This is a genomic window from Mesorhizobium sp. CO1-1-7 (genome assembly GCF_020164885.1).
Taxonomy (GTDB): domain Bacteria; phylum Pseudomonadota; class Alphaproteobacteria; order Rhizobiales; family Rhizobiaceae; genus Mesorhizobium; species Mesorhizobium australicum.
Map to the genome: position 1 here is coordinate 375,110 of NZ_JAIUHA010000002.1, position 19,508 is coordinate 394,617.

The 19,508-nt window shown below is 63.5% G+C and carries 19 protein-coding genes; 15 read left to right on the plus strand and 4 right to left on the minus strand.

All coding sequences use genetic code 11. The features are described 5' to 3' along the window. The first annotated feature begins 78 nt into the window (after positions 1 to 78). The 10 genes from LB516_RS05325 to LB516_RS05370 all read left to right on the plus strand — a co-directional run bounded on the left by LB516_RS05325 (position 79) and on the right by LB516_RS05370 (position 10,209). Positions 79 to 1,371 carry an SAM-dependent methyltransferase gene (locus tag LB516_RS05325; RefSeq protein ID WP_015318510.1) on the plus strand — a complete coding sequence of 431 codons (1,293 nt, stop codon included), beginning with the start codon at positions 79 to 81 and terminating at the stop codon, positions 1,369 to 1,371. 89 nt (positions 1,372 to 1,460) lie between these two features. Beyond that, positions 1,461 to 1,784, plus strand: coding sequence for a YnfA family protein (locus LB516_RS05330; RefSeq protein ID WP_015318511.1), 324 nt, complete (start codon positions 1,461 to 1,463; stop codon positions 1,782 to 1,784). Positions 1,785 to 1,787: 3 nt separating this feature from the next. Further along, on the plus strand, positions 1,788 to 2,753 hold the full coding sequence (locus tag LB516_RS05335; protein WP_224719070.1) for a small ribosomal subunit Rsm22 family protein: 966 nt from the start codon (positions 1,788 to 1,790) through the stop codon (positions 2,751 to 2,753). Between the two features lie 245 nt (positions 2,754 to 2,998). Further along, a complete protein-coding gene (locus LB516_RS05340) occupies positions 2,999 to 4,489 on the plus strand; it encodes a replicative DNA helicase (RefSeq protein WP_015318513.1) in 1,491 nt (496 codons plus the stop codon). Positions 4,490 to 4,628: 139 nt separating this feature from the next. After that, positions 4,629 to 6,032: a DNA repair protein RadA gene (gene radA / locus LB516_RS05345; protein WP_023773385.1), complete on the plus strand. Its 1,404-nt coding sequence runs from the start codon at positions 4,629 to 4,631 to the stop codon at positions 6,030 to 6,032. Positions 6,033 to 6,079: 47 nt separating this feature from the next. Then, positions 6,080 to 6,739 carry a CvpA family protein gene (locus tag LB516_RS05350; RefSeq protein WP_224719071.1) on the plus strand — a complete coding sequence of 220 codons (660 nt, stop codon included), beginning with the start codon at positions 6,080 to 6,082 and terminating at the stop codon, positions 6,737 to 6,739. Between the two features lie 104 nt (positions 6,740 to 6,843). Beyond that, positions 6,844 to 8,313 carry an amidophosphoribosyltransferase gene (purF, locus tag LB516_RS05355; protein WP_015318516.1) on the plus strand — a complete coding sequence of 490 codons (1,470 nt, stop codon included), beginning with the start codon at positions 6,844 to 6,846 and terminating at the stop codon, positions 8,311 to 8,313. Positions 8,314 to 8,361: 48 nt separating this feature from the next. After that, the gene (locus tag LB516_RS05360; RefSeq protein WP_140726372.1) at positions 8,362 to 9,102 is read left to right on the plus strand and encodes an SDR family NAD(P)-dependent oxidoreductase; all 741 of its coding nucleotides are present in this window, start codon (positions 8,362 to 8,364) and stop codon (positions 9,100 to 9,102) included. Between the two features lie 77 nt (positions 9,103 to 9,179). Further along, positions 9,180 to 9,821, plus strand: coding sequence for a hypothetical protein (locus LB516_RS05365; protein WP_140726375.1), 642 nt, complete (start codon positions 9,180 to 9,182; stop codon positions 9,819 to 9,821). Between the two features lie 169 nt (positions 9,822 to 9,990). Continuing rightward, complete coding sequence (locus LB516_RS05370) at positions 9,991 to 10,209, plus strand: hypothetical protein (RefSeq protein WP_015318519.1); 219 nt, start codon at positions 9,991 to 9,993, stop codon at positions 10,207 to 10,209. A gap of 50 nt (positions 10,210 to 10,259) precedes the next feature. On the opposite strand, the gene LB516_RS05375 is transcribed toward LB516_RS05370, so the two are convergent. Next, a complete protein-coding gene (locus LB516_RS05375; protein ID WP_224719072.1) occupies positions 10,260 to 10,763 on the minus strand; it encodes an OsmC family protein in 504 nt (167 codons plus the stop codon). Positions 10,764 to 10,954: 191 nt separating this feature from the next. Here LB516_RS05375 and LB516_RS05380 point away from each other — a divergent pair, with 191 nt between their 5' ends. The 3 genes from LB516_RS05380 (at position 10,955) to LB516_RS05390 (ending at position 14,914) form a co-directional block, all read left to right on the plus strand. Further along, complete coding sequence (locus LB516_RS05380) at positions 10,955 to 12,472, plus strand: S10 family peptidase (protein ID WP_224719073.1); 1,518 nt, start codon at positions 10,955 to 10,957, stop codon at positions 12,470 to 12,472. A gap of 162 nt (positions 12,473 to 12,634) precedes the next feature. Continuing rightward, a complete protein-coding gene (gene aguA, locus LB516_RS05385; protein ID WP_224719074.1) occupies positions 12,635 to 13,741 on the plus strand; it encodes an agmatine deiminase in 1,107 nt (368 codons plus the stop codon). Between the two features lie 69 nt (positions 13,742 to 13,810). Beyond that, a complete protein-coding gene (locus tag LB516_RS05390) occupies positions 13,811 to 14,914 on the plus strand; it encodes a polyamine ABC transporter substrate-binding protein (RefSeq protein ID WP_140726384.1) in 1,104 nt (367 codons plus the stop codon). A gap of 13 nt (positions 14,915 to 14,927) precedes the next feature. Here LB516_RS05390 and LB516_RS05395 read toward each other — a convergent pair whose 3' ends face one another. From LB516_RS05395 to LB516_RS05405, 3 genes are all read right to left on the minus strand, one after another. Next, on the minus strand, positions 14,928 to 15,635 hold the full coding sequence (locus LB516_RS05395) for a response regulator transcription factor (protein ID WP_224719075.1): 708 nt from the start codon (positions 15,633 to 15,635) through the stop codon (positions 14,928 to 14,930). Positions 15,636 to 15,800: 165 nt separating this feature from the next. Beyond that, positions 15,801 to 16,634, minus strand: a complete 834-nt coding sequence (locus LB516_RS05400; RefSeq protein WP_224719076.1) for a glutathione S-transferase family protein — start codon at positions 16,632 to 16,634, stop codon at positions 15,801 to 15,803. Between the two features lie 26 nt (positions 16,635 to 16,660). Further along, a complete protein-coding gene (locus tag LB516_RS05405; RefSeq protein ID WP_224719077.1) occupies positions 16,661 to 17,242 on the minus strand; it encodes a VOC family protein in 582 nt (193 codons plus the stop codon). Between the two features lie 337 nt (positions 17,243 to 17,579). Here LB516_RS05405 and LB516_RS05410 point away from each other — a divergent pair, with 337 nt between their 5' ends. After that, complete coding sequence (locus LB516_RS05410) at positions 17,580 to 18,467, plus strand: DMT family transporter (protein ID WP_140617238.1); 888 nt, start codon at positions 17,580 to 17,582, stop codon at positions 18,465 to 18,467. A gap of 60 nt (positions 18,468 to 18,527) precedes the next feature. Then, positions 18,528 to 19,433: a DMT family transporter gene (locus LB516_RS05415; protein ID WP_224719078.1), complete on the plus strand. Its 906-nt coding sequence runs from the start codon at positions 18,528 to 18,530 to the stop codon at positions 19,431 to 19,433. Positions 19,434 to 19,508: the final 75 nt, after the last annotated feature.

Consider the following 19,508-nt stretch of genomic DNA (forward strand, 5'->3'; position numbering starts at 1 on the left):
GCCAAAAGGAACTTTTCGAAACCCTATATATTGATGCAGAGTAGGACAGCCTGTCTGACCGTGAGGGGACACCGGACCATGAATATTCTGTTGAAGCGCGTTCTCGACCGCCTGGTGCGCACGGGCAGCCTCAAGGTAACCGGGCCGAAGGGCACGACGTTCATCTTCGGCGACGGCAGCGGCGAGCCGGTGCACATGCACATCAAGACCAGGCATGCCGAGCGCGCCATCACCTTCGATCCGATGCTGGCGGTGCCTGAATCCTACATGGACGGCGAGCTGGACATTCTCGAAGGCGGCGTGCTCGGACTGATGCGCATTGCCTTCCAGAACATGGGCAGCGGCGGCATCGACGCGACATGGTCGAAAGCCATAGAGGGCCTGCGCCACGCCTTCCGTCGCCTGCAGCAGATCAACACCGCCGCGCGCTCGCGCCGCAACGTGCAGCGCCACTACGATCTGTCGGGTGAGCTTTACCGGCTCTTCCTCGATGAGGACATGCAGTATTCCTGTGCCTATTTCGAGCAGCCGGACATGACGCTCGACGAGGCGCAGGCCGCCAAGAAACGTCATATCGCCGCCAAGCTCAGGCTGAAGGCCGGCCAGACGGTGCTCGACATCGGCTCCGGCTGGGGCGGGCTCGGGCTCTATCTGGCCAAGGCCTTCGATGTCGACGTGCAGGGCGTGACGCTGTCGACGGAACAGCATGGCGTCGCCACCGACCGGGCCCATGCGCAAGGGCTGGAAAATCACGTCCATTTCGAACTGAAGGATTATCGCGAGCTCAACGAACGCTTCGACCGCATTGTCTCGGTCGGCATGTTCGAGCATGTCGGCGTCAACCATTACCGCACCTTCTTCGACAAGGCGGCAACATTGCTGAAGCCTGATGGCGTCATGCTTTTGCACACGATCGGCCGCTCCGGCGTGCCGTGGGCGACCAGCGCCTTCATCCGCAAGTATATTTTCCCGGGCGGCTACATCCCGGCGATGTCCGAGGTGCTGCCGGCGATCGAGAAGTCCGGCCTCGTGGTCACCGACGTCGAGATCCTGCGGCTCCATTATGCCGACACGCTGAAGCATTGGGGCCAGCGCTTCGCCGCCAACCGCGACAAGGCAAAGGCGATCTATGACGAACGCTTCTGCCGCATGTGGGAGTTCTATCTGGCTGCCTCGGAAGCTGCCTTCCGTTGGCAGGACTTGGTGATTTTCCAGTTCCAGATCACCAAGAAGAACGACACGCTGCCGATGACGCGCGACTATATGGCCAAATGCGAGAAGGCGCTGGAGTTGCGCGACATGGGCCGCCGCGAGGCGGCTCCTGTCGAGAAGTCCGCCAAGCCCGCCCGCCGACGCAAGGTGGCGGAATAGGAACAGCGCTGACAGGACGCATTATTGGCGCTTGCCATTATAGGCTCCTGCCCCGAAAAAGGCCTCGTGATCGTCGCGAGGCCTTTTTTATGACCTATCTCCTCTACACAGCCGCGGCGCTTGCCGAGATCGCCGGCTGCTTTTCGGTGTGGGCGTGGTGGCGGCTGGAGAAGTCGCCGCTCTGGCTGCTGCCTGGCTTTGCCTCTCTGATTGTGTTCGCCTGGCTTCTGGCGTTGGTCGACACCAATGCAGCCGGCCGCGCCTATGCCGCGTATGGCGGTATCTACATCGCTGCCTCGCTCGCCTGGTTGTGGCTGGCCGATGGCGTGCGGCCCGATCGCTGGGACCTTGCCGGCGCGGCGCTCTGCATGGCCGGCGCCTCGATTATCCTGCTTGCACCCAGGGGGGCATAGGCCATGGAGCTGCCGGCCGCTCTTCGACAGGGTGTCGATCGCCTTTTGGAAAAGGTGGCGCTGCCGGACCTGAAGCAGGCGGCGAAAACCCTGTCCGACCGCTACCGCGCCGAATTGCGCGACGGTCGCCTGCATATGGCGCAGGACATGGCGGTCAAGGCCTATCTGACGACGCGCATGCCGGCGACCTACGCCGCGGTCCGCGCCAGCCTCGATGCGCTCGCCGAAGCCCGGCCGGATTTCGCACCCGCGACGTTGCTCGACGTCGGCGCCGGCCCCGGCACCGTGCTTTGGGCCACCAGCGATCTCTGGCCTGACCTGGAACTGGCCACGCTGCTTGAGGCGAGTGCCGCGGTGCGCAAGGTCGGTGAGACGCTTGCCGCCGATGCGATCACGGCCCGGACCGTCTGGCGGGCCGGCGATGTCACGACCGACATTGCCGACCTCCAGTCCGCCGACCTCGTCACATGCGCCTATGTGCTGGACGAGATCGCGCCGGCGTCGCTGCCCAAAATGGTCGACCGGCTATGGCAACTCACCAAGGACACGCTGTTGATCGTCGAGCCGGGCACGCCGGCGGGCTGGCTGCGCATTCTAGCTGTACGCGCACAATTGGTCGCGGCCGGCGCGCATGTGCTGGCGCCCTGTCCGCACGAGGCGCCCTGCCCGCTCAACCCGCCGGACTGGTGCCACTTTTCCCGCCGCGTAGCCCGCTCGCGCCTGCACCGCCTAGCCAAAGAGGCGGAAGTACCGTGGGAAGATGAGAAATTCATCTATGTAGCCGCTTCGCGCCGGCCGGCTGCCTTCCGCGCCGCGCGGGTCGTCGCGCCGCCGAAATCCGGTTCCGGCAAGGTCGTGCTCAAGCTTTGCGAGGCAAATGGCAGCGCCGGCGAAAGGCTCTTCACCAAGCGCGACGGTGACGCGTTCAAGGTGGCGCGGCGGGCGGATTGGGGCGATGCACTGGCATGAGGATGAAAGAGACACGACAGCCTCGCAATCCGGTGTCGCCAGCGCTCACTTTCCTGTTTTGTTCTCCTGCGAGAAACGCTAAGTTGCCAACTCTCGATTCGAGTCAATTGCGATTCTTTCCACGGAAAAATTTTGGCTGTGAATCGCGAGTACCAAAGCCGCTTCTTCACGGGCTGTTGCAGATAAGTCAGCACTGACTTGTCCAGTTCTGATATCGACAGACGGGGATCGAAATCGGGGACATCATGGCAGAGGCAGCACGAAAATTCGGCGTGGCGGAGCAACCGCTCTATCGCGAATCGCCCAACAACATCGAGGCCGAGCAGGCGCTGCTTGGCGCTATACTTGTCAACAACGATGCCTTCTACCGGGTGTCCGACTTCCTGAAGTCCGGCCATTTCTACGAACCCCTGCACCGCAAGATCTTCGATGTCGCGGCCGAGCTGATCCGCATGGGTAAGGCGGCGACGCCGATCACGCTGAAGACCTTCCTGCCGGCCGACGAAAAGGTCGGCGACATGACGGTGGCGCAGTATGTGGTGCGGCTGGCGGTGGAAGCCGTCACCGTCGTCAACGCCACCGACTACGGCCGCGCCATTTATGATCTGGCGACGCGCCGGGCGTTGATCACCGTCGGCGAGGACATGGTCAACATCGCTTATGACGCCCCTGTCGACATGTCGCCTTCCGAACAGATCGAGGACGCGGAGCGCCGCCTGTTCGAGCTGGCCGAGACCGGGCGCTATGACGGCGGCTTCGAGAGCTTCACCGACGCGGTCAAGACCGCGGTCGACATGGCCAACGCCGCCTATATGCGTGACGGCGGTCTGTCGGGCCTCGCCACCGGCATGCGCGATCTCGACCGCCGTATGGGCGGCCTGCAGTCGTCCGATCTGATCATCATCGCCGGCCGTCCAGGCATGGGCAAGACATCACTCGCCACCAACATCGCCTTCAACATTGCCGAGATGTATGAGCCGGCGCAGCAGGCCGATGGCTCATTCAAGGCGGCCAATGGCGGCGTGGTCGGTTTTTTCTCGCTCGAAATGTCGTCCGAACAGCTCGCAACCCGCATCATTTCCGAACAGACGGAAATTTCGTCCTCCAAGATCCGCCGCGGCGAAATCAGCGAAATGGACTTCGAAAAGCTGGTCGCCTGTTCGCAGACCATGCAGAAGATCCCGCTGTTCATCGACCAGACAGGCGGTATTTCCATTGCCCAGTTGTCTGCCCGCGCGCGTCGTCTGAAGCGCCAGCGCGGCCTGGACCTGATCGTCATCGACTATATTCAGCTGATGCAAGGCTCATCCGCCAAGTCTTCGCAGAACCGCGTGCAGGAAATCACCGAGATCACCACGGGCCTGAAGGCGCTGGCCAAGGAGCTGGCCGTGCCGATCATCGCGCTGTCGCAGCTGTCGCGTCAGGTCGAAAGCCGCGACGACAAGCGTCCGCAGCTCTCCGACCTGCGCGAATCCGGTTCGATCGAGCAGGACGCCGACGTCGTCATCTTCGTCTATCGCGAGGAATATTACCTCAAGAACCGCGAGCCGAAGCTCGGCACCGAGGAATACGTCAAGTGGGAAAACGAGATGAACGAGATGCGCGGCAAGGCCGAGGTGATCGTGGCCAAGCAGCGCCATGGGCCGACGGGCTCTGTCACGCTCGCCTTCCACGGCGAATTCACCCGCTTCTCCGATCTCGCGGAAGAGCACCACATCGCGGAAAGGTTTGAGTAGCCTCTTGCCAGCGATCTCACCAATAGCAACGGGTCTCGGCGCTCTGCGGCGCCCCCCTCTGTCATGCCGGACGTCCCGCCCGCACGGGGGGAGATTGGCTGTCGCGCGCGGCGCCCGCCAGAGGGCGGGAAGGTAAAGCGTGGTCAAATCCCGCGTCCAGTTCATCTGCCAGAATTGCGGTTCGGTGCATCAGCGCTGGGCCGGCAAATGCGATGCCTGCGGCGAGTGGAACACGCTGGTCGAGGAAGGCACATCTGGCGGCATCGGCTCGGGTCCTGCCAACACGCGCAACGCCCGCAAGGGCCGCGCGGTGGTGCTGACCACACTGTCAGGCGATATCGAGGACGCGCCGCGCATCATCTCAGGTATCGGCGAACTCGACCGCGCCACCGGTGGCGGTTTCGTTCGGGGCTCTGCACTTCTGGTCGGCGGCGATCCCGGTATCGGCAAATCGACGCTGCTCACCCAGGCCGCGGCCGCACTTGCCTCCAAGGGCCATCGCATCGTCTATGTCTCGGGCGAAGAGGCAGTTGCCCAGATAAGGCTGCGTGCGCAGAGGCTCGGCGTCGCCTCGGCGCCGGTGGAACTCGCGGCCGAAACCAATGTCGAGGATATCCTTGCCACGATCGCCGACGGCAAGCGGCCCGATCTGGTCATCCTCGATTCGATCCAGACGCTGTGGACCGACCTTGCCGATTCGGCGCCGGGCACCGTCACACAAGTGCGCGCCGCCGCGCAGGCGATGATCCGCTACGCGAAATCCACGGGTGCCGCGATCGTGCTGGTCGGCCATGTCACCAAGGAAGGCCAGATCGCCGGTCCGCGCGTGGTCGAGCACATGGTCGATGGCGTGCTCTATTTCGAGGGCGAAGGCGGCCACCACTTCCGCATCCTGCGCACGGTGAAGAACCGCTTCGGACCGACCGACGAGATCGGCGTCTTCGAAATGTCGGACAAAGGTCTGCGCGAGGTCTCCAATCCATCCGAGCTTTTCCTTGGCGAACGGCACGCGAAATCGCCGGGAGCAGCGGTTTTCGCCGGCATGGAAGGCACCAGGCCGGTTCTGGTCGAAATCCAGGCGCTGGTCGCGGCCTCCTCGCTCGGCACGCCGCGCCGGGCGGTGGTCGGCTGGGACGGCGCGCGGCTGTCGATGATCCTGGCAGTGCTGGAGGCGCATTGCGGTGTGCGTTTCGGGCAGCATGACGTTTACCTCAACGTCGCCGGCGGCTACCGCATCAGCGAGCCGGCGGCCGATCTCGCGGTCGCAGCCGCACTGGTTTCCTCGCTCACTGGTCTTGCCCTCCCCGCCGATTGCGTCTATTTCGGCGAAATCAGCCTTTCGGGCGCGGTGAGGCCGGTTGCGCATGCGCAGCAGCGTCTCAAGGAAGCCGAAAAACTGGGTTTTGGTAGCGCGGTTCTGCCCTTGGGCAGCGAGGAACTTGCTGGGGGGATTGGGGCCGGCGCTTTCCAGCCCACCGAGCTTGCCGACCTCGTGGCGCGCATAGCCGGCTCACGGCGCGGCCGTGCCGACGATGAAGAATGACGCGGCTCGTCGAGTCGTGAACAAGAGATCGGAGTGGGGCCAAAGACATGCCGATTACGCTGCTTGACGGAATTCTCGTCGGCTTCACCCTGGTCTCGGCGATGCTCGCCATGGTTCGCGGCTTTTCGCGCGAGGTGCTTTCGGTCGTCTCCTGGGCGGCGGCGGCGGCGGCGGCCTTCTTCTTCTACAAACCGGTCCTGCCCTACCTGAAGCCCTATATCGACAATGAGAAGATCGCCATGGCGGCGGCCGCAGGCGTGGTCTTCATCATCGCGCTGATCGTCGTCTCGGTCATCACCATGAAGCTTGCCGACTGGATCATCGATTCGCGCATCGGCGCCCTCGACCGCACGCTCGGCTTCCTTTATGGCGCCGCGCGCGGCGTCCTGGTCGTCGCTGTCGCGCTGCTGTTCTTCAACTGGCTGGCCGGCGCCAAGGCCCCGGCCTGGGTCACGGAAGCCAAGTCGCGGCCGCTGCTTGAACAGATCGGCGCCAAGCTCGAGAGCCTGCTTCCAGAGGACCCGGAAAACGCCATCCTCAAGAAGCTCAATCCGAATCAGCCGGCCACCGAGACGCCCGTCGCGCCCGACGCACCGGCGGCGGATGCACCAGCCGGTGGCGACGACGCCAATGCGCCGGCGCCCGACGACAACGACGCCGGTCCTGCCGACAACACCCCCAAGCCGGCGCCAGCGCCGGCGAACTGAGGTCCGAACGGGGCGTCTGGCGATCGATCCATGTAGACGACCGCACGCGGTGCGTTGCTTTCGACGCGCGACCGCCTTATATGGCGATTTTAGCGGAGCTTAAGATGGCAGACGCAGACGACGTGCTTTCCGCCGAGGCTGACGATCATTTCCATGACGAGTGCGGCGTGTTCGGCATCTTTGGCCGGCAGGACGCGGCGGCCATCGTCACACTCGGTCTGCATGCGCTGCAGCATCGAGGTCAGGAAGCGGCCGGCATCGTCTCCTATGACGGCACCCAGTTCCATGTCGAACGCCATGTCGGCCTGATCGGCGACACCTTCACCAAGCAGCGCGTCATCGACAGCCTGCAAGGTAACCGCGCCATCGGCCACACGCGCTACGCGACCACCGGCGGCGCCGGCATGCGCAACATCCAGCCCTTCTTCGCCGAATTGGCCGATGGCGGCTTTGCCGTCGCCCATAACGGCAACCTCACCAACGCCATGACGGTGCAGCGCGCGCTGCAGAAGCAAGGCGCGATCTTCTCCTCCACCTCCGACACCGAGACGCTTTTGCATCTGGTCGCGACCAGCAAGGAGCGCGACCTCAATTCGCGCTTCATCGACGCGGTGCGCCAGGTCGAGGGCGCCTTCTCGCTGGTGGCGATGACGGCCAAGAAGATGATCGGCTGCCGCGATCCGCTCGGCATCCGCCCGCTGGTGCTGGGCGATCTCGACGGCGCCTGGATCCTGGCCTCCGAGACCTGTGCGCTCGACATCATCGGCGCGCGTTTCGTGCGCGACCTGAAGCCCGGCGAGATGGTCGTCGTCACCTCCAAGGGCATTGAGAGCCTGTTCCCGTTCGAACCGCAGAAGACCCGCTTCTGCATCTTCGAATATGTCTATTTCGCCCGACCCGACTCCTCGGTCGAGGGCCGTAACGTCTATGAGGTACGCAAGCGCATCGGCGCGGAACTGGCGCAGGAAAATCCGGTCGACGCCGATATCGTCGTACCGGTGCCGGATTCCGGCACGCCGGCGGCAATCGGCTTCAGCCAGGCGGCGGGCATTCCCTTCGAACTCGGCATCATCCGCAACCACTATGTCGGCCGCACCTTCATCCAGCCTGGCGATTCGATCCGCCATATGGGCGTCAAGCTCAAGCACAACGCCAATCGCCGCATGATCGAGGGCAAGCGCGTGGTGCTGGTCGACGACAGCATCGTGCGCGGCACCACCAGCCAGAAGATCGTGCAGATGGTGCGCGATGCCGGCGCCAAGGAAGTGCACATGCGCATCGCCTCGCCGCCGACCAGCGCATCGTGCTTCTATGGCGTCGACACGCCGGAGAAGTCGAAGCTGCTGGCTTCGCGCATGTCGGTGGAAGAGATGGCCGAGTTCATCCGGGTCGATTCGCTCGGTTTCCTCAGTATCAACGGTCTCTACCGCGCCGTCGGCGAGGCCAGCCGCGACGACGAGCAGCCGCAGTTCTGCGATGCATGCTTCACCGGCCAGTACCCGACCCGCCTGCTCGACTTCGAAGGCCACGACAATGTGCGCACGCTGTCGCTGCTGGCGACAAGCGGGTCGTAGAATTGGCGGATCCTCATCAGCCTTAGCCAGAGTTCCGGAAGCCATCGCATGACCCTCGACCTTACCGGCCGCGTCGCGGTCGTCACCGGCGCCTCGCGCGGCATCGGCTATTTCATCGCCAGGGAATTGGCTGCGGCGGGCGCGCATGTCATCGCGGTTGCCCGCACCGTCGGCGGGCTGGAAGAACTCGACGACCAGATCAAGGCGGCCGGCGGCCAGGCGACATTGGTGCCGCTCGATCTCGCCGACATGGCCGGTATCGACCGGCTGGGCGGCGCCATCCACGAGCGCTGGGGCAAGCTCGACATCCTCGTCGCCAATGCCGGCGTGCTTGGCGTCATCTCGCCGATCGGCCATGTCGAGGCCAAGACCTTCGAAAAGGTGATGACCATCAACGTCACCTCGACCTGGCGGCTGATCCGCTCGGTCGACCCGCTGCTGCGGCTTTCGGATGCCGGCCGGGCGATTATCCTGTCGTCCAACGCGGCGCATTCGGCGCGCGCCTTCTGGGCGCCTTACGCGGCATCGAAGGCGGCGGTGGAGACCATGATGCGCTCCTGGGCGCATGAGACGCAAAATCTGCCGCTGCGCGTCAATGCAGCCGACCCCGGCGCCACCCGCACCGCGATGCGCGCACAAGCCGTGCCCGGTGAGGATCCCGAGACATTGCCGCACCCCTCCGAGATCGCCAAACGCATCGTGCCGCTGGCCAGCCCGGATCTCAAAGAGACCGGCCTGATCTTTCAGGCCAAGCACAACCGCTTCGTCGCCTACCGACAACCGGAATAAAAGCCGGTTCGAAATGGATTAAAACAGCCTTCGGCTACGTTCTTCTGACGTAGGACATTCGAAACCGGAGGACCGACATGCCAAGACTCGCCATCGTTGCCGCCACCGCCCTTGCCGCCGCTCTTGGAGCTACGGTGGGCGTGGCCGTTTCCCAAGATACCAAGATGAGTTTCTTCGTCACCAGCGTCGGCTCCGGCAAGGGGGGCGATCTCGGCGGCCTGAAGGGCGCGGATGCCCATTGCGCGTCGCTGGCGGAAGCCGCCGGCGTCACCGGCAAGACCTGGCACGCATATCTCTCGACCAGCGCGGAGGATGCGCGCGATCGCATCGGCAAGGGTCCCTGGTTCAACGCCAAGGGCGCCAAGATCGCCGATGATGTCGCCTCGCTGCACAGCGACGCCAACGGCATCACCAAGCAAACCGCGCTGAACGAGAAGGGTGAGACGGTCAACGGCCGCGGCGATACGCCCAACCGACACGACATGCTGACCGGCTCCAAGCCCGACGGCACCAGGATCGCCGACCAGACCTGCGGCGACTGGACGATGAGCGGATCCGAAGGGGCGGCGATGATGGGCCATCACGACCGCACCGGTCTCGACGATTCGGCGGCGGCGAAGTCGTGGAATTCTTCGCATGCCTCGCGTGGCGGCTGCAGCCAGGAGGCGCTGAAAGGCACAGGCGGCGACGGCCTGTTCTATTGCTTTGCGACCGACTGAACCACGGCGGAGGGCAATACCGCAGCTAGGAACCCGACGGATCATCACGCGGCTGTGATCTGAGGGGAGAAGCCGCTGGGCGGTCATGCTTTCGTCATTTCCGAGGAGTTGTTAGGATCGAGCGAATCCCGCAACGAGAGCCCGATCTGGGCAGAACAAGGAAAACTCCATGGCTACGACCGCAGCATTGGTCTGGTATCTGGTAATCGCCGGCCCGCAGGGCGGCATGGTCGTGCTGCCCAGCACCTTCGACAAGCGCGAACAGTGCACCGCCGCCATCACCGAGTATCAGAAGCAGCCGACACCCGCCGGCTGGTCCGTGCAGTGCGTGCCGAGCGCCTCGCCCTTCACCGACGAAGGCGACGCCGAAGAGCCGGCAGCTCAGTAAGCATCAGATATCGCAAGGCCCGCGACCGCTGCCGCGGGCCTTGCGATTCATCACCGCGCGCTCACCGTCAGTTCCGGCTTTTGTTTGATGGTCTGGAACACGACGCAATAGCGCTCGGTCAGGTTCAGCAGCGAATCAATGCGCTCCGGAGGCTCCGCCGTGTCGAGATTGAAATTGAGCCGAATGGCGCGAAAGCCGACCGGCGCATCCTTGGCGACACCAAGCGTGCCGCGAAAATCAAGATCGCCTTCGGCTTCAACGGTAGCGGCGCCGAGCTTGAATTCGAGCGCCGTCGCGACCGCCTTCAGCGTCACCCCGGCGCACGCCACCAGCGCCTCGAGCAGCATGTCGCCGGAGCACAGTTCGAGCCCCGAGCCGCCTGTTGCCGGATGAAGGCCGGCGATTGCCAACGCCCTGCCCGTCTCCACCTTGCAGGCCACCGACTGGTCGTCGATCGAGCCCTTTGCCCTTAGAGTGATCAGTGCTTGCGTGGCGTCGTCGCGGTAGGCCTGCTTCAGCGGCGCCTGCATGGCCTTCAGCTCGGTTGCGTCCATTTTCGTTCCTCCGACAGGCTTTCTGCCTTGATAGCATGGTCCTGCGAGACGTGTGAGGCAATCCAAACATGACGACCCAAGCTGTCAGGAACTGGTTTCGGCGGAACAGCAGTGGGCGCGCCATCGTCTGTTCCCTTTGACTTCATTCGCCTCGGCCATAGCTATGCGGGAGTCTTTTCCGCGGAGGTCTCATGCGTTCCAAGCTGAAACTCGTCTCCCTTGTCCTCTTCATGCTTGCCGGTTTCGCGCAGCCTCTCCTGGCCGAAACGCCGGAGCGGCCGGCACCCGCGGGCGGCGTGCTTTCACTGCTGCCGTCACCTGAGATCACCGACCATTCCATCACCATTGGCGGACGCAGCCTGCGGTATCAGGCAAAGGCCGGCACGCTTCCGCTGCTCTCCGGCAAGGGCGAGATCACGGCGGAGATCTTCTATGTTGCCTATACGCTGAAGCCGCGGGAGAGCGTGGCGACGGAAGCACCGCGGCCAATCACCTTCGTGTTCAACGGCGGCCCGGGCGCCGCTTCAGCCTATCTGCATCTCGGCGCGCTCGGACCGCGCGTCGTGGCGACCGGAGCCGGCGGGGAATTCCTCCCCTCGCCGCAAAAGCTCATCGACAATCCCGACAGTTGGCTCGACATGACCGACCTCGTCTTCGTCGACCCGGTGGGAACCGGCTACAGCCGCGAGGCGCCCGGCCAGGATACGCACGACTTCTGGGGCGTCAGCCAGGATGCCAGTTCGATCGGCGCCTTCATCAGGCTCTATCTCGCCCAAAACAGCCGCATGGGATCTCCGCTGTTCCTCGCCGGTGAGAGCTATGGCGGGTTCCGCGCGGCACTGCTTGCCAGGACGCTGCAGGAAGATGTCGGCATCAGCCCGAGCGGCATCGTGCTGATCTCGCCGGCGCTGGAATTCACCCTGGTGCAGCCCGACGAATTCGAGCCGCTGCATTGGGCTCTCGAACTACCCTCCCTCGCCGCGGTTCGCCTGCGCAGTGAAGGTGTCAACGGCGACACATTGCGGAAAAAGCTCGCCGAGGTCGAACATTATGCACTTGGCGAGTACCTCAGTGCGCTCACCAGTGGGCTGGAGCAAGGCGGACGGCTGGCGGGCGACCGCGTGGCCGAGATCACCGGCCTGCCGCTCGACCTCGTTCACCGCAACTTCGCCCGCGTCCCGACCTCGCTCTTCGCAAGGGAGTTTGGCCGGGCCATGGGTAAGGTGCTCAGCCCCTATGACGGCATGATCGCGACGGCGGACATCGCTCCCCAGAGCGCCCGTATCGCTGGCCCCGATCCGGTGCTGGACCGTAGCGTGCCGGCGCTGACCTCGGCCTTTGTCGCTTACGCGCGCGACGAGCTGAACTTTCGCACGGATGTCAGCTACCGCTTGCTGAACGGCGATATCAGCCACAACTGGGACTATGGGACGAGCGCCTCGCGCCAGGGCTATGCCGGCGTGATGGATGACCTGCAACGGGCGCGGTCCTTGAATCCCGCGCTGGGCGTCGTCATCGTCAACGGCTACACCGATCTCGTCACTCCCTATCTGGCGTCGCGTTATCTGGTCAGCCAGATCCCGTCGCTCGCCGGCGCCAGGCAGATCCGCCTCGACGTCGTTGAAGGTGGGCACATGATGTATCTCGAACCGGACGGACGGCGCGCGCTGAAGCAGGCCGCTTCAGAGGTTTACCAGGCAACCCAGTAGACAACGGGACATCGAGTCTCCGGGCAACCAAGGCCCGGCGCCGATGCAGGACCGGTGGCCGGTGCAGTGATCAAGCTGTCCCAAATGGGACATTGACGGACAAGGTCCCAAAACCGTCTGATCGGGCGAGGTTTCGTCATTCCATTTCCCGGTGGTCCCACAATGTCACATACGCTCTCGACCACACCGAGGCAGGATGGGTTTCGCGCCCCTGGCGAATTCGAGCCCAAATCGGGCTGTTGGCTGATCTGGCCAGAACGGCCGGACACCTGGCGGCTGGGCGCCAAGCCCGCGCAGAGGCTGTTCGCCAATGTCGCTGCGGCGATCGCGCAAAGCGAGCCGGTGACGGTGGCGGCGTCCAGCCGCCAGTGGCAGAACGCAAGAGCGCGATTGCCCAGCCATGTGCGCGTCGTGGAAATGTCCACCAATGATTCCTGGCTGCGCGACAGTGGCCCCAATTTCGTCGTCAATGATCGAGGCGAAGTGCGCGGCGTCGATTGGATCTTCAACGCTTATGGCGGTTTCGACGGCGGCCTCTACTCGCCTTGGGATCTCGACGACCTCGTGGCGCAAAAGGTCCTCGAGATCGAGAGGATGGACCGTTATCGCGCACCGCTGATCGCCGAGGGCGGCGGGCTGCAATGCGACGGCCAAGGCACGCTCATCACAACCGAGCAGTGCCTGCTCAATCGCAACCGTAATGCCCATCTCGGAAAGGCGAAGGTGGAACAACAGCTTGGCGACTATCTCAGCGTCGACAAAATCATCTGGCTGCCGCGCGGTTTTGCTTTCGACGAGACGGATGGCCATGTCGACGACCTCTGCTGCTTCGTTCGTCCGGGCGTCGTGGCGCTGAGCTGGACCGACGAGCGGGACGATCCGCAATATGAGATCGTACGCGAAGCCGAAGAGGTGCTGCGCTCGGCCCGCGACGCGCGTGGCCGTCGCCTGGAGGTTCATCGGCTGCACCATCCCCTGCCGATCGAGATGACGATGGAAGAAAGCGAGAGCGTGGACCGGGTCGATTCGACCTGGGCACGGCCGACCGGCAACCGGATCGCGGCGAGTTACATCAACTATTATCCGGGCAACAGCGTCGTGGTCGTGCCGGAATTCGGCAGCGATCTCGACGGGAAGGCAAAGCAACAGCTGGCCACGCTGTTTCCCGATCACAAGCTCGTCGGCATCGAGAACTCCCGCGAAATTCTGCTCGGAGGCGGCAGTGTCGCCTGTATCACGTTACCCGTTTATGCGCCCCACCGGCATTGAGCGGCAAGCGTGCCGAAGTGAAATCAGAACGGTGCGCCGCGTCGGCCCGCCAGGCAAAAGGAGATACCCATGCGCGCTCTGCTCTTCCCAATCCTGACCGCCGCGCTTGCCTGCGGCATCAGTTTCGGCGTCGCCCGGGCGGACGATGAGAAGGTGGTCAACGTCTACAACTGGTCCGACTACATCGCCCCGGACACGGCTGAGAAATTCGAGAAGGAGACGGGCATCAAGGTCCGCTACGATGTCTATGACGGCAACGAGGTCCTTGAGACGAAACTGCTCACCGGCGGCTCGGGATATGACGTGGTCTATCCCTCGGCCTTTCCGTTCCTGAAGAACCAGGTGAAGGCAGGCGCTTTCCTGCGGCTCGACAGATCGAAGCTTTCAAACCACTCGAAAATCGATCCGCAAGCCTTGTCGCTGATCGCGGGCGCGGATCCGCAGAACCTGTACGCCGTGCCTTATATGGCCGTCACAGACGGGATCGGCTACAATGTCGCTGCCGTCAAGCAACGGATGCCGGATGCGCCGACAGGTTCCTTCGCCATGGTCTTCGACGTCGACGTCGTCAAGAAATTCTCCGATTGCGGCGTCGCCATGATCGATGCTCCGGCGGAGATCATTCCTATGGCTATGAACTATCTCCACATCGATCCCAGGTCGACCAGTCCGGACGACCTCGCCAAGGTCGAAGAGCTGATGGGCAAGGTGCGTCCCTATATCCGTTACTTCCACTCGTCGAAATACATCAACGACCTGGCGAATGGCGACATCTGTGTCGTGCTGGGCTGGTCGGGCGACATATTGCAGGCCAAGACCCGTGCGGCGGAATCCGCGAAGAAGCTGGAGATTGCATATTCCATTCCAAGGGAAGGCACGCTGATAAACTTCGATACGATGGCCGTGCCGAAGGATGCGCCGCATCCGGAGAATGCCCAGGCCTGGATCGATTTCAACTTGCGGCCCGATATCGCAGCGGCCAATTCCAGTTATGTTTCCTATGCCAATGCGATCCCGGAATCCCTGCCACTGATGGATCAGGCCGTCGCAAAGGATCCCGGCGTTTTCCCATCTGACGATGTAAAGGCCAAGCTGTTCGTGGTCGAAAACAACGACGCAAAGCTGCTGCGGCTGCAAAACCGCATGTGGACACGCGTCGTGACGGGACAGTGAAGATGGCGAACCATCAGTTGGGCGAGGCCTTCCAGCCTATGGCCAACAGCTCGACCTGGGAGTGCACACCGAGCTTGCGGTAGACCTGCTTGATGTGGTTGCGCACGGTGCCGGGTGAAATCGACAGGTTTCGCGAAATCGTCTTGGCGCTGCCGCCCCCGACCAGGAGCCGCGCGATCTGCCTTTCCCGGGCGCTGAGTTGCGACCCCGCGGCTTCGATTGCGGAACCCTTGTCGCGAAGACGGCACAAATGAAGCAGCCTTTGCAGAATGAGCTTTGTCGCGCTGCTCGCCGCGCCGGCCACGGCCAGATCATGCTCGCCAAAACGCGGTGCGCCTTCCCGGCGAAGAAAGGTTACATAGCCGGCGGTCAGTCCGTCGAGGTTGAACACGCCGGTTATTTCATCGAAGCTGCCGGAGGGCCCGTAGAATTCGCGGTAATACGGCGTGCGCTGGAAATCGCCTTGGCTGAGAGCCGACAACGGCAGCAGGAAATCCTGTCTGGTGCTGGCGAACCTCTGGAAGAACGGATCCTGGCGATAGACGCGCGCATCATAGTCCCGGTTCCAGCGATCGGGTCCGGCATCGTCGATGGTCAGGGATGTTATGTCGCGACGATAGAAGCCAACATAGACACGATCCGAGCCAAGCAGCACCCTCGCCGCCGCGCTGAAGCGGGCCGACAAGTCTTCGGGCGTTGCCGCCAAGGCCGCGGCGGCCACGCCACCACTCCAGCGTTCAAGCCGGTCGAGAGAAAAAATCGACTGCATCCGCGCCCAGACTAAAGCAAGCCCCGCCAACTTCAAGCTGGCGGGGAACGCGACGTCGCCGGTGAGATCAATCCCGTGGCCGCTTCCGCAGCTCATCGCCCCATCGACTGGTTGGACTCACGCCTTGGCCTGCGACCTCACATGGGCGATGTAGCCGCGCACGTCGCCGGCCGGACCAGCATAGGCCTTGCCGAGCTTCTTCTCCATCGCAGCCATGTATTCCTTCGCCCATTTGGGCAGGGCGTAGTCGATGACGGCGAGGAATTCGAGCGTCGCCGCAAGACGGATGTCGGCGATCGACGGGTTCTTGCCGCCGATGAACGGCTTGCCGTCGCGGAAGAAGGAGTGGAAGACCTCGAGAGGCTCGGCAATGGCGGCGACCGCGGCCTTCTGCGCCTCCGATTTCCTGTCCGGGTGGGCGTCGCTGTGACCGACCTCGCCGGCATATTGCGGGAAGCCGAGCGCCGGATAGGTGGCGCGCGCGACATAGGGATAGAGCGTGCCGATCAGATAGAACATAGCGCTGTCTATCATCGCCCGCTTGGCTGGCGCCTTCGGGTAGAATTTCTCCAGCCCATGCTTGTTGGAAAGATATTGCATGATGGCGCAGCTCTCCCACAGCACGCCGCGCGGCAGGCCCTTGTCCTCGATCATCGGCGTCAGGTGGGCCGGATTACGCGCCATGTATTCGGGCGAGCGCGTGTGCCCCCACGCATCGGTCTCCGCATGGTCGAGCCCGGCGGCGCGGGCAAAGACGCGAACGGTCATGTTGTTGACGCTCGGCTTCAGCATGCTGATGGTCAGCGCCGATTTCCTTGCCGGTTTCGCCTTAGCCTTGGCCGCGGTCTTGCCGGCGGCCTTTGGCGCCGTCTTGGTCGCAGCTTTTGCTGCCACTTTTGCCGCTGGTTTGGCGGCCGGTTTCCCTGCGCTTTTCGCCACTGCCTTTGCCACGTGTTCCTCCCTTGCCTGTTCAGCCTTCAGTATGGATTTTTGGGCGCCCGGTCCGCCGACAATGTCGCGCGCGCGTGTTCCACCAGCGTCTGGATCGCATCAGCCAGATGCACCTCGGCGATGTTGTAGTCGCCACGCGTGACGCGAAGCTTATGCGCCTCCATCAGCACATCGGCATGGGTGAAGCCTGCAGGCGGCTCGAAACGATAAGAGGCAAGCTCGATCAGAAGGCCAAGCGGATCCTCGAAATAGATTGAATCCATGAAACCGCGATCCTTGATGCCACTGTGCTTGACGGCGCGCTCGTCGAGCCGGGCGACCGCCTGCAGGAAAGTGACGCGGGACACCGAAAAGGCGATGTGATGCACGCAGCCCGGGTCGGTCGGGGTTCGGCGCTGCACGGCCGTGCGGGTCTCGTCGGTGAAGATGGTGATCAGCCGGCCGTCGCCCGGATCGAAATAAAGATGGCTTTCGCTCGGCTTGTCGAGGTTGGGCTGTTCGAAGATGAAAGGCATGCCCAGCACACCTTCCCAGAAATCGATCGAGGTCTGGCGACCGGCACCGACCAGCGTGATGTGATGGACGCCTTGCGACTGCAGTTTCTGCATCGGCCTTCTCCCCGCAATATCCGCTCTGGCAGAAGCGGCCCGTACGCCGCGCCCGCACAAGCTACATCTGGCATGAGCTGAGCGCCAATTCGATGTCCGTCCCTCGGCGTTCTGCGCGCCTGCCTTCGTCTCCGGCTTTATAAGATGATGCTAAACCAATCGACCCTGCCGCGCCAGAAGCCGCATCCGGGACAAGCTTGCATTTCGCGCCACTGCCGCCTGCCCCAAAAGCAAGCGCGGTCCTGGAGCAGCGCCGTGCGGGATTTCGCCCGTATAGCTGGCTGGTGCGGAGCCGACAGGGGCTGGGGCCGCCTTCACTCAAGCAGGCGCACGCCTTATGGCCGATATCGCCATTCTCGATACACGCGAAAGGGTCTTCGCCGGAATCCTGCTGACGGGCGCCGCCTATTTGCTGTTTTCGACGCAGGACGCCTCGATCAAACTGCTGGTCACCGGCATGACCGTCTGGCAGATCATGTTCTTCCGCAGCATCACCATTCTTGGCGCCTGCGCGGTGATCGGCGGGCGGCCGCTGTTCGCCGATACGGTGCGCTCGCCGATCGTGCGGCCGATGCTGGTGCGCAGCGCCTTCACGCTCGCCGCCTGGCTCTGTTACTACAATGCCGCCCGCAGCCTGCAACTCGCCGAACTGACCACCGTCTATTACGCGGCTCCGATCATCGTCACCGTGCTATCGGTGGTCCTGCTCGGCGAAAAGGTGCCCGTTCTGCGCTGGCTGGCGGTTCTGATCGGCTTTGCCGGCGTCTTTGTCGCCTGCGATCCCGCCCATCTTGGCCTGTCCGTGCCCGTGTTGCTGGTACTGACGGCGGCCTGCCTTTGGGGCATCGCCATCGTGCTTCTGCGCAAGACGGCGCTTGCCGAGCGCTCGACGATCCAGCTCCTCCTCAACAATTTCTATTTCCTGGTTTTTTCGGCGGTGCCGGCGCTGTCGTGGTGGCATACGCCGGACCCGGCACAATTGCTGCTTCTTGCCAGCGTCGGTGCGCTCGGCGGCTTGGCGCAATATCTTCTCTTCGAGGGCATGAAGCGTACGCCGGCATCGATCCTGGCGCCGCTCGAGTACACCTCGCTGTTGTGGGCGTTCGCGCTCGGCTTCGCGATCTGGGGCGACGTGCCGCGCCGCGAAGTGTTCCTGGGTGCCGCGCTTATAGTCGCCGCCGGCCTGCTGATCGTCGGCGGCGAACATTTCCGCAAGCGGCTTTGACGTGGATGGCCATTACTCCCGACACGACGATGTCAGGGCGAGGCAAGGTAGGCTGCCGGCATGACTGAGATCACGGCCACCGCGGAAACCACCGAACGCACGCTGGGTATCCTGCTGGTATCATCCTCGGCAGCGGTATTCGGGCTGACCGGCGTTCTGACCAAGTCGATCCATGCCGATCCGCTGACGATCACCTGCTGGCGCGGCTTTGTCGGCGCGATCCTGATCAGCCTCTACGTATTATGGCGCCGCCGCCGTGCCGGCAACCGTGAACCGCTGCGGCTTGGCTGGCGCGGCTGGCTGCTGGCCATCGAAGGCGCACTGGCCAGCATCGCCTTCATTTCCGCTTTCAAGTTCACTTTCGTCGCCAATGTCGCGGTCATCTACGCGACGTCGCCCTTCATTGCTGCCGTACTGGCCAGGATGCTGGTGCGCGAGCCTTTCCGGCTGCAGACGATGGTGGCGGCGGCGGTGTCGCTGTGCGGGGTCGCCATCATGGTGTGGTCGGGTTTTGCCACCGGCAATTTGTTCGGCGACGGGCTGGCGCTGCTGATGACGGCCGGCAGCGCGCTGTACATGATCATGGTTCGCGCGTTCCGTGACACGCCCGTGGTGTGGGCCGGCGCGGTTTCGGCCTTCCTGCTGTTCATACTCGGATGGTTCGTCACCGATCCCCTGGCGGTCTCATCAAGGGACGCTATCCTGCTTGCCACCTTCGGCGCGTCCTTCGCACTGGCTTCCATTCTGTGGACGGAAGGCTCGCGGCTGATCCCGGCGCCTGAATCGGGCCTGCTCGGTTCGGCGGAAGTGCCGTTCGCGATCCTATTTGCATTTCTGTTCCTGGCCGAAATCCCGCCGATGGCCAGCATCGTCGGCGGTGCCATCGTGCTCGGCGCCGTCTTTGCCCATGCCGGCCGCGACTGGCTGAAGGCACGCTCGCGACAGGCGTCTTCAAATATTTCTTAAAAAATTTCGGAAGTCACGGAACCATCACCGTGCCCGGACATTATTAGTGTGACGGGCCACCCCCCAAGTCCCCCC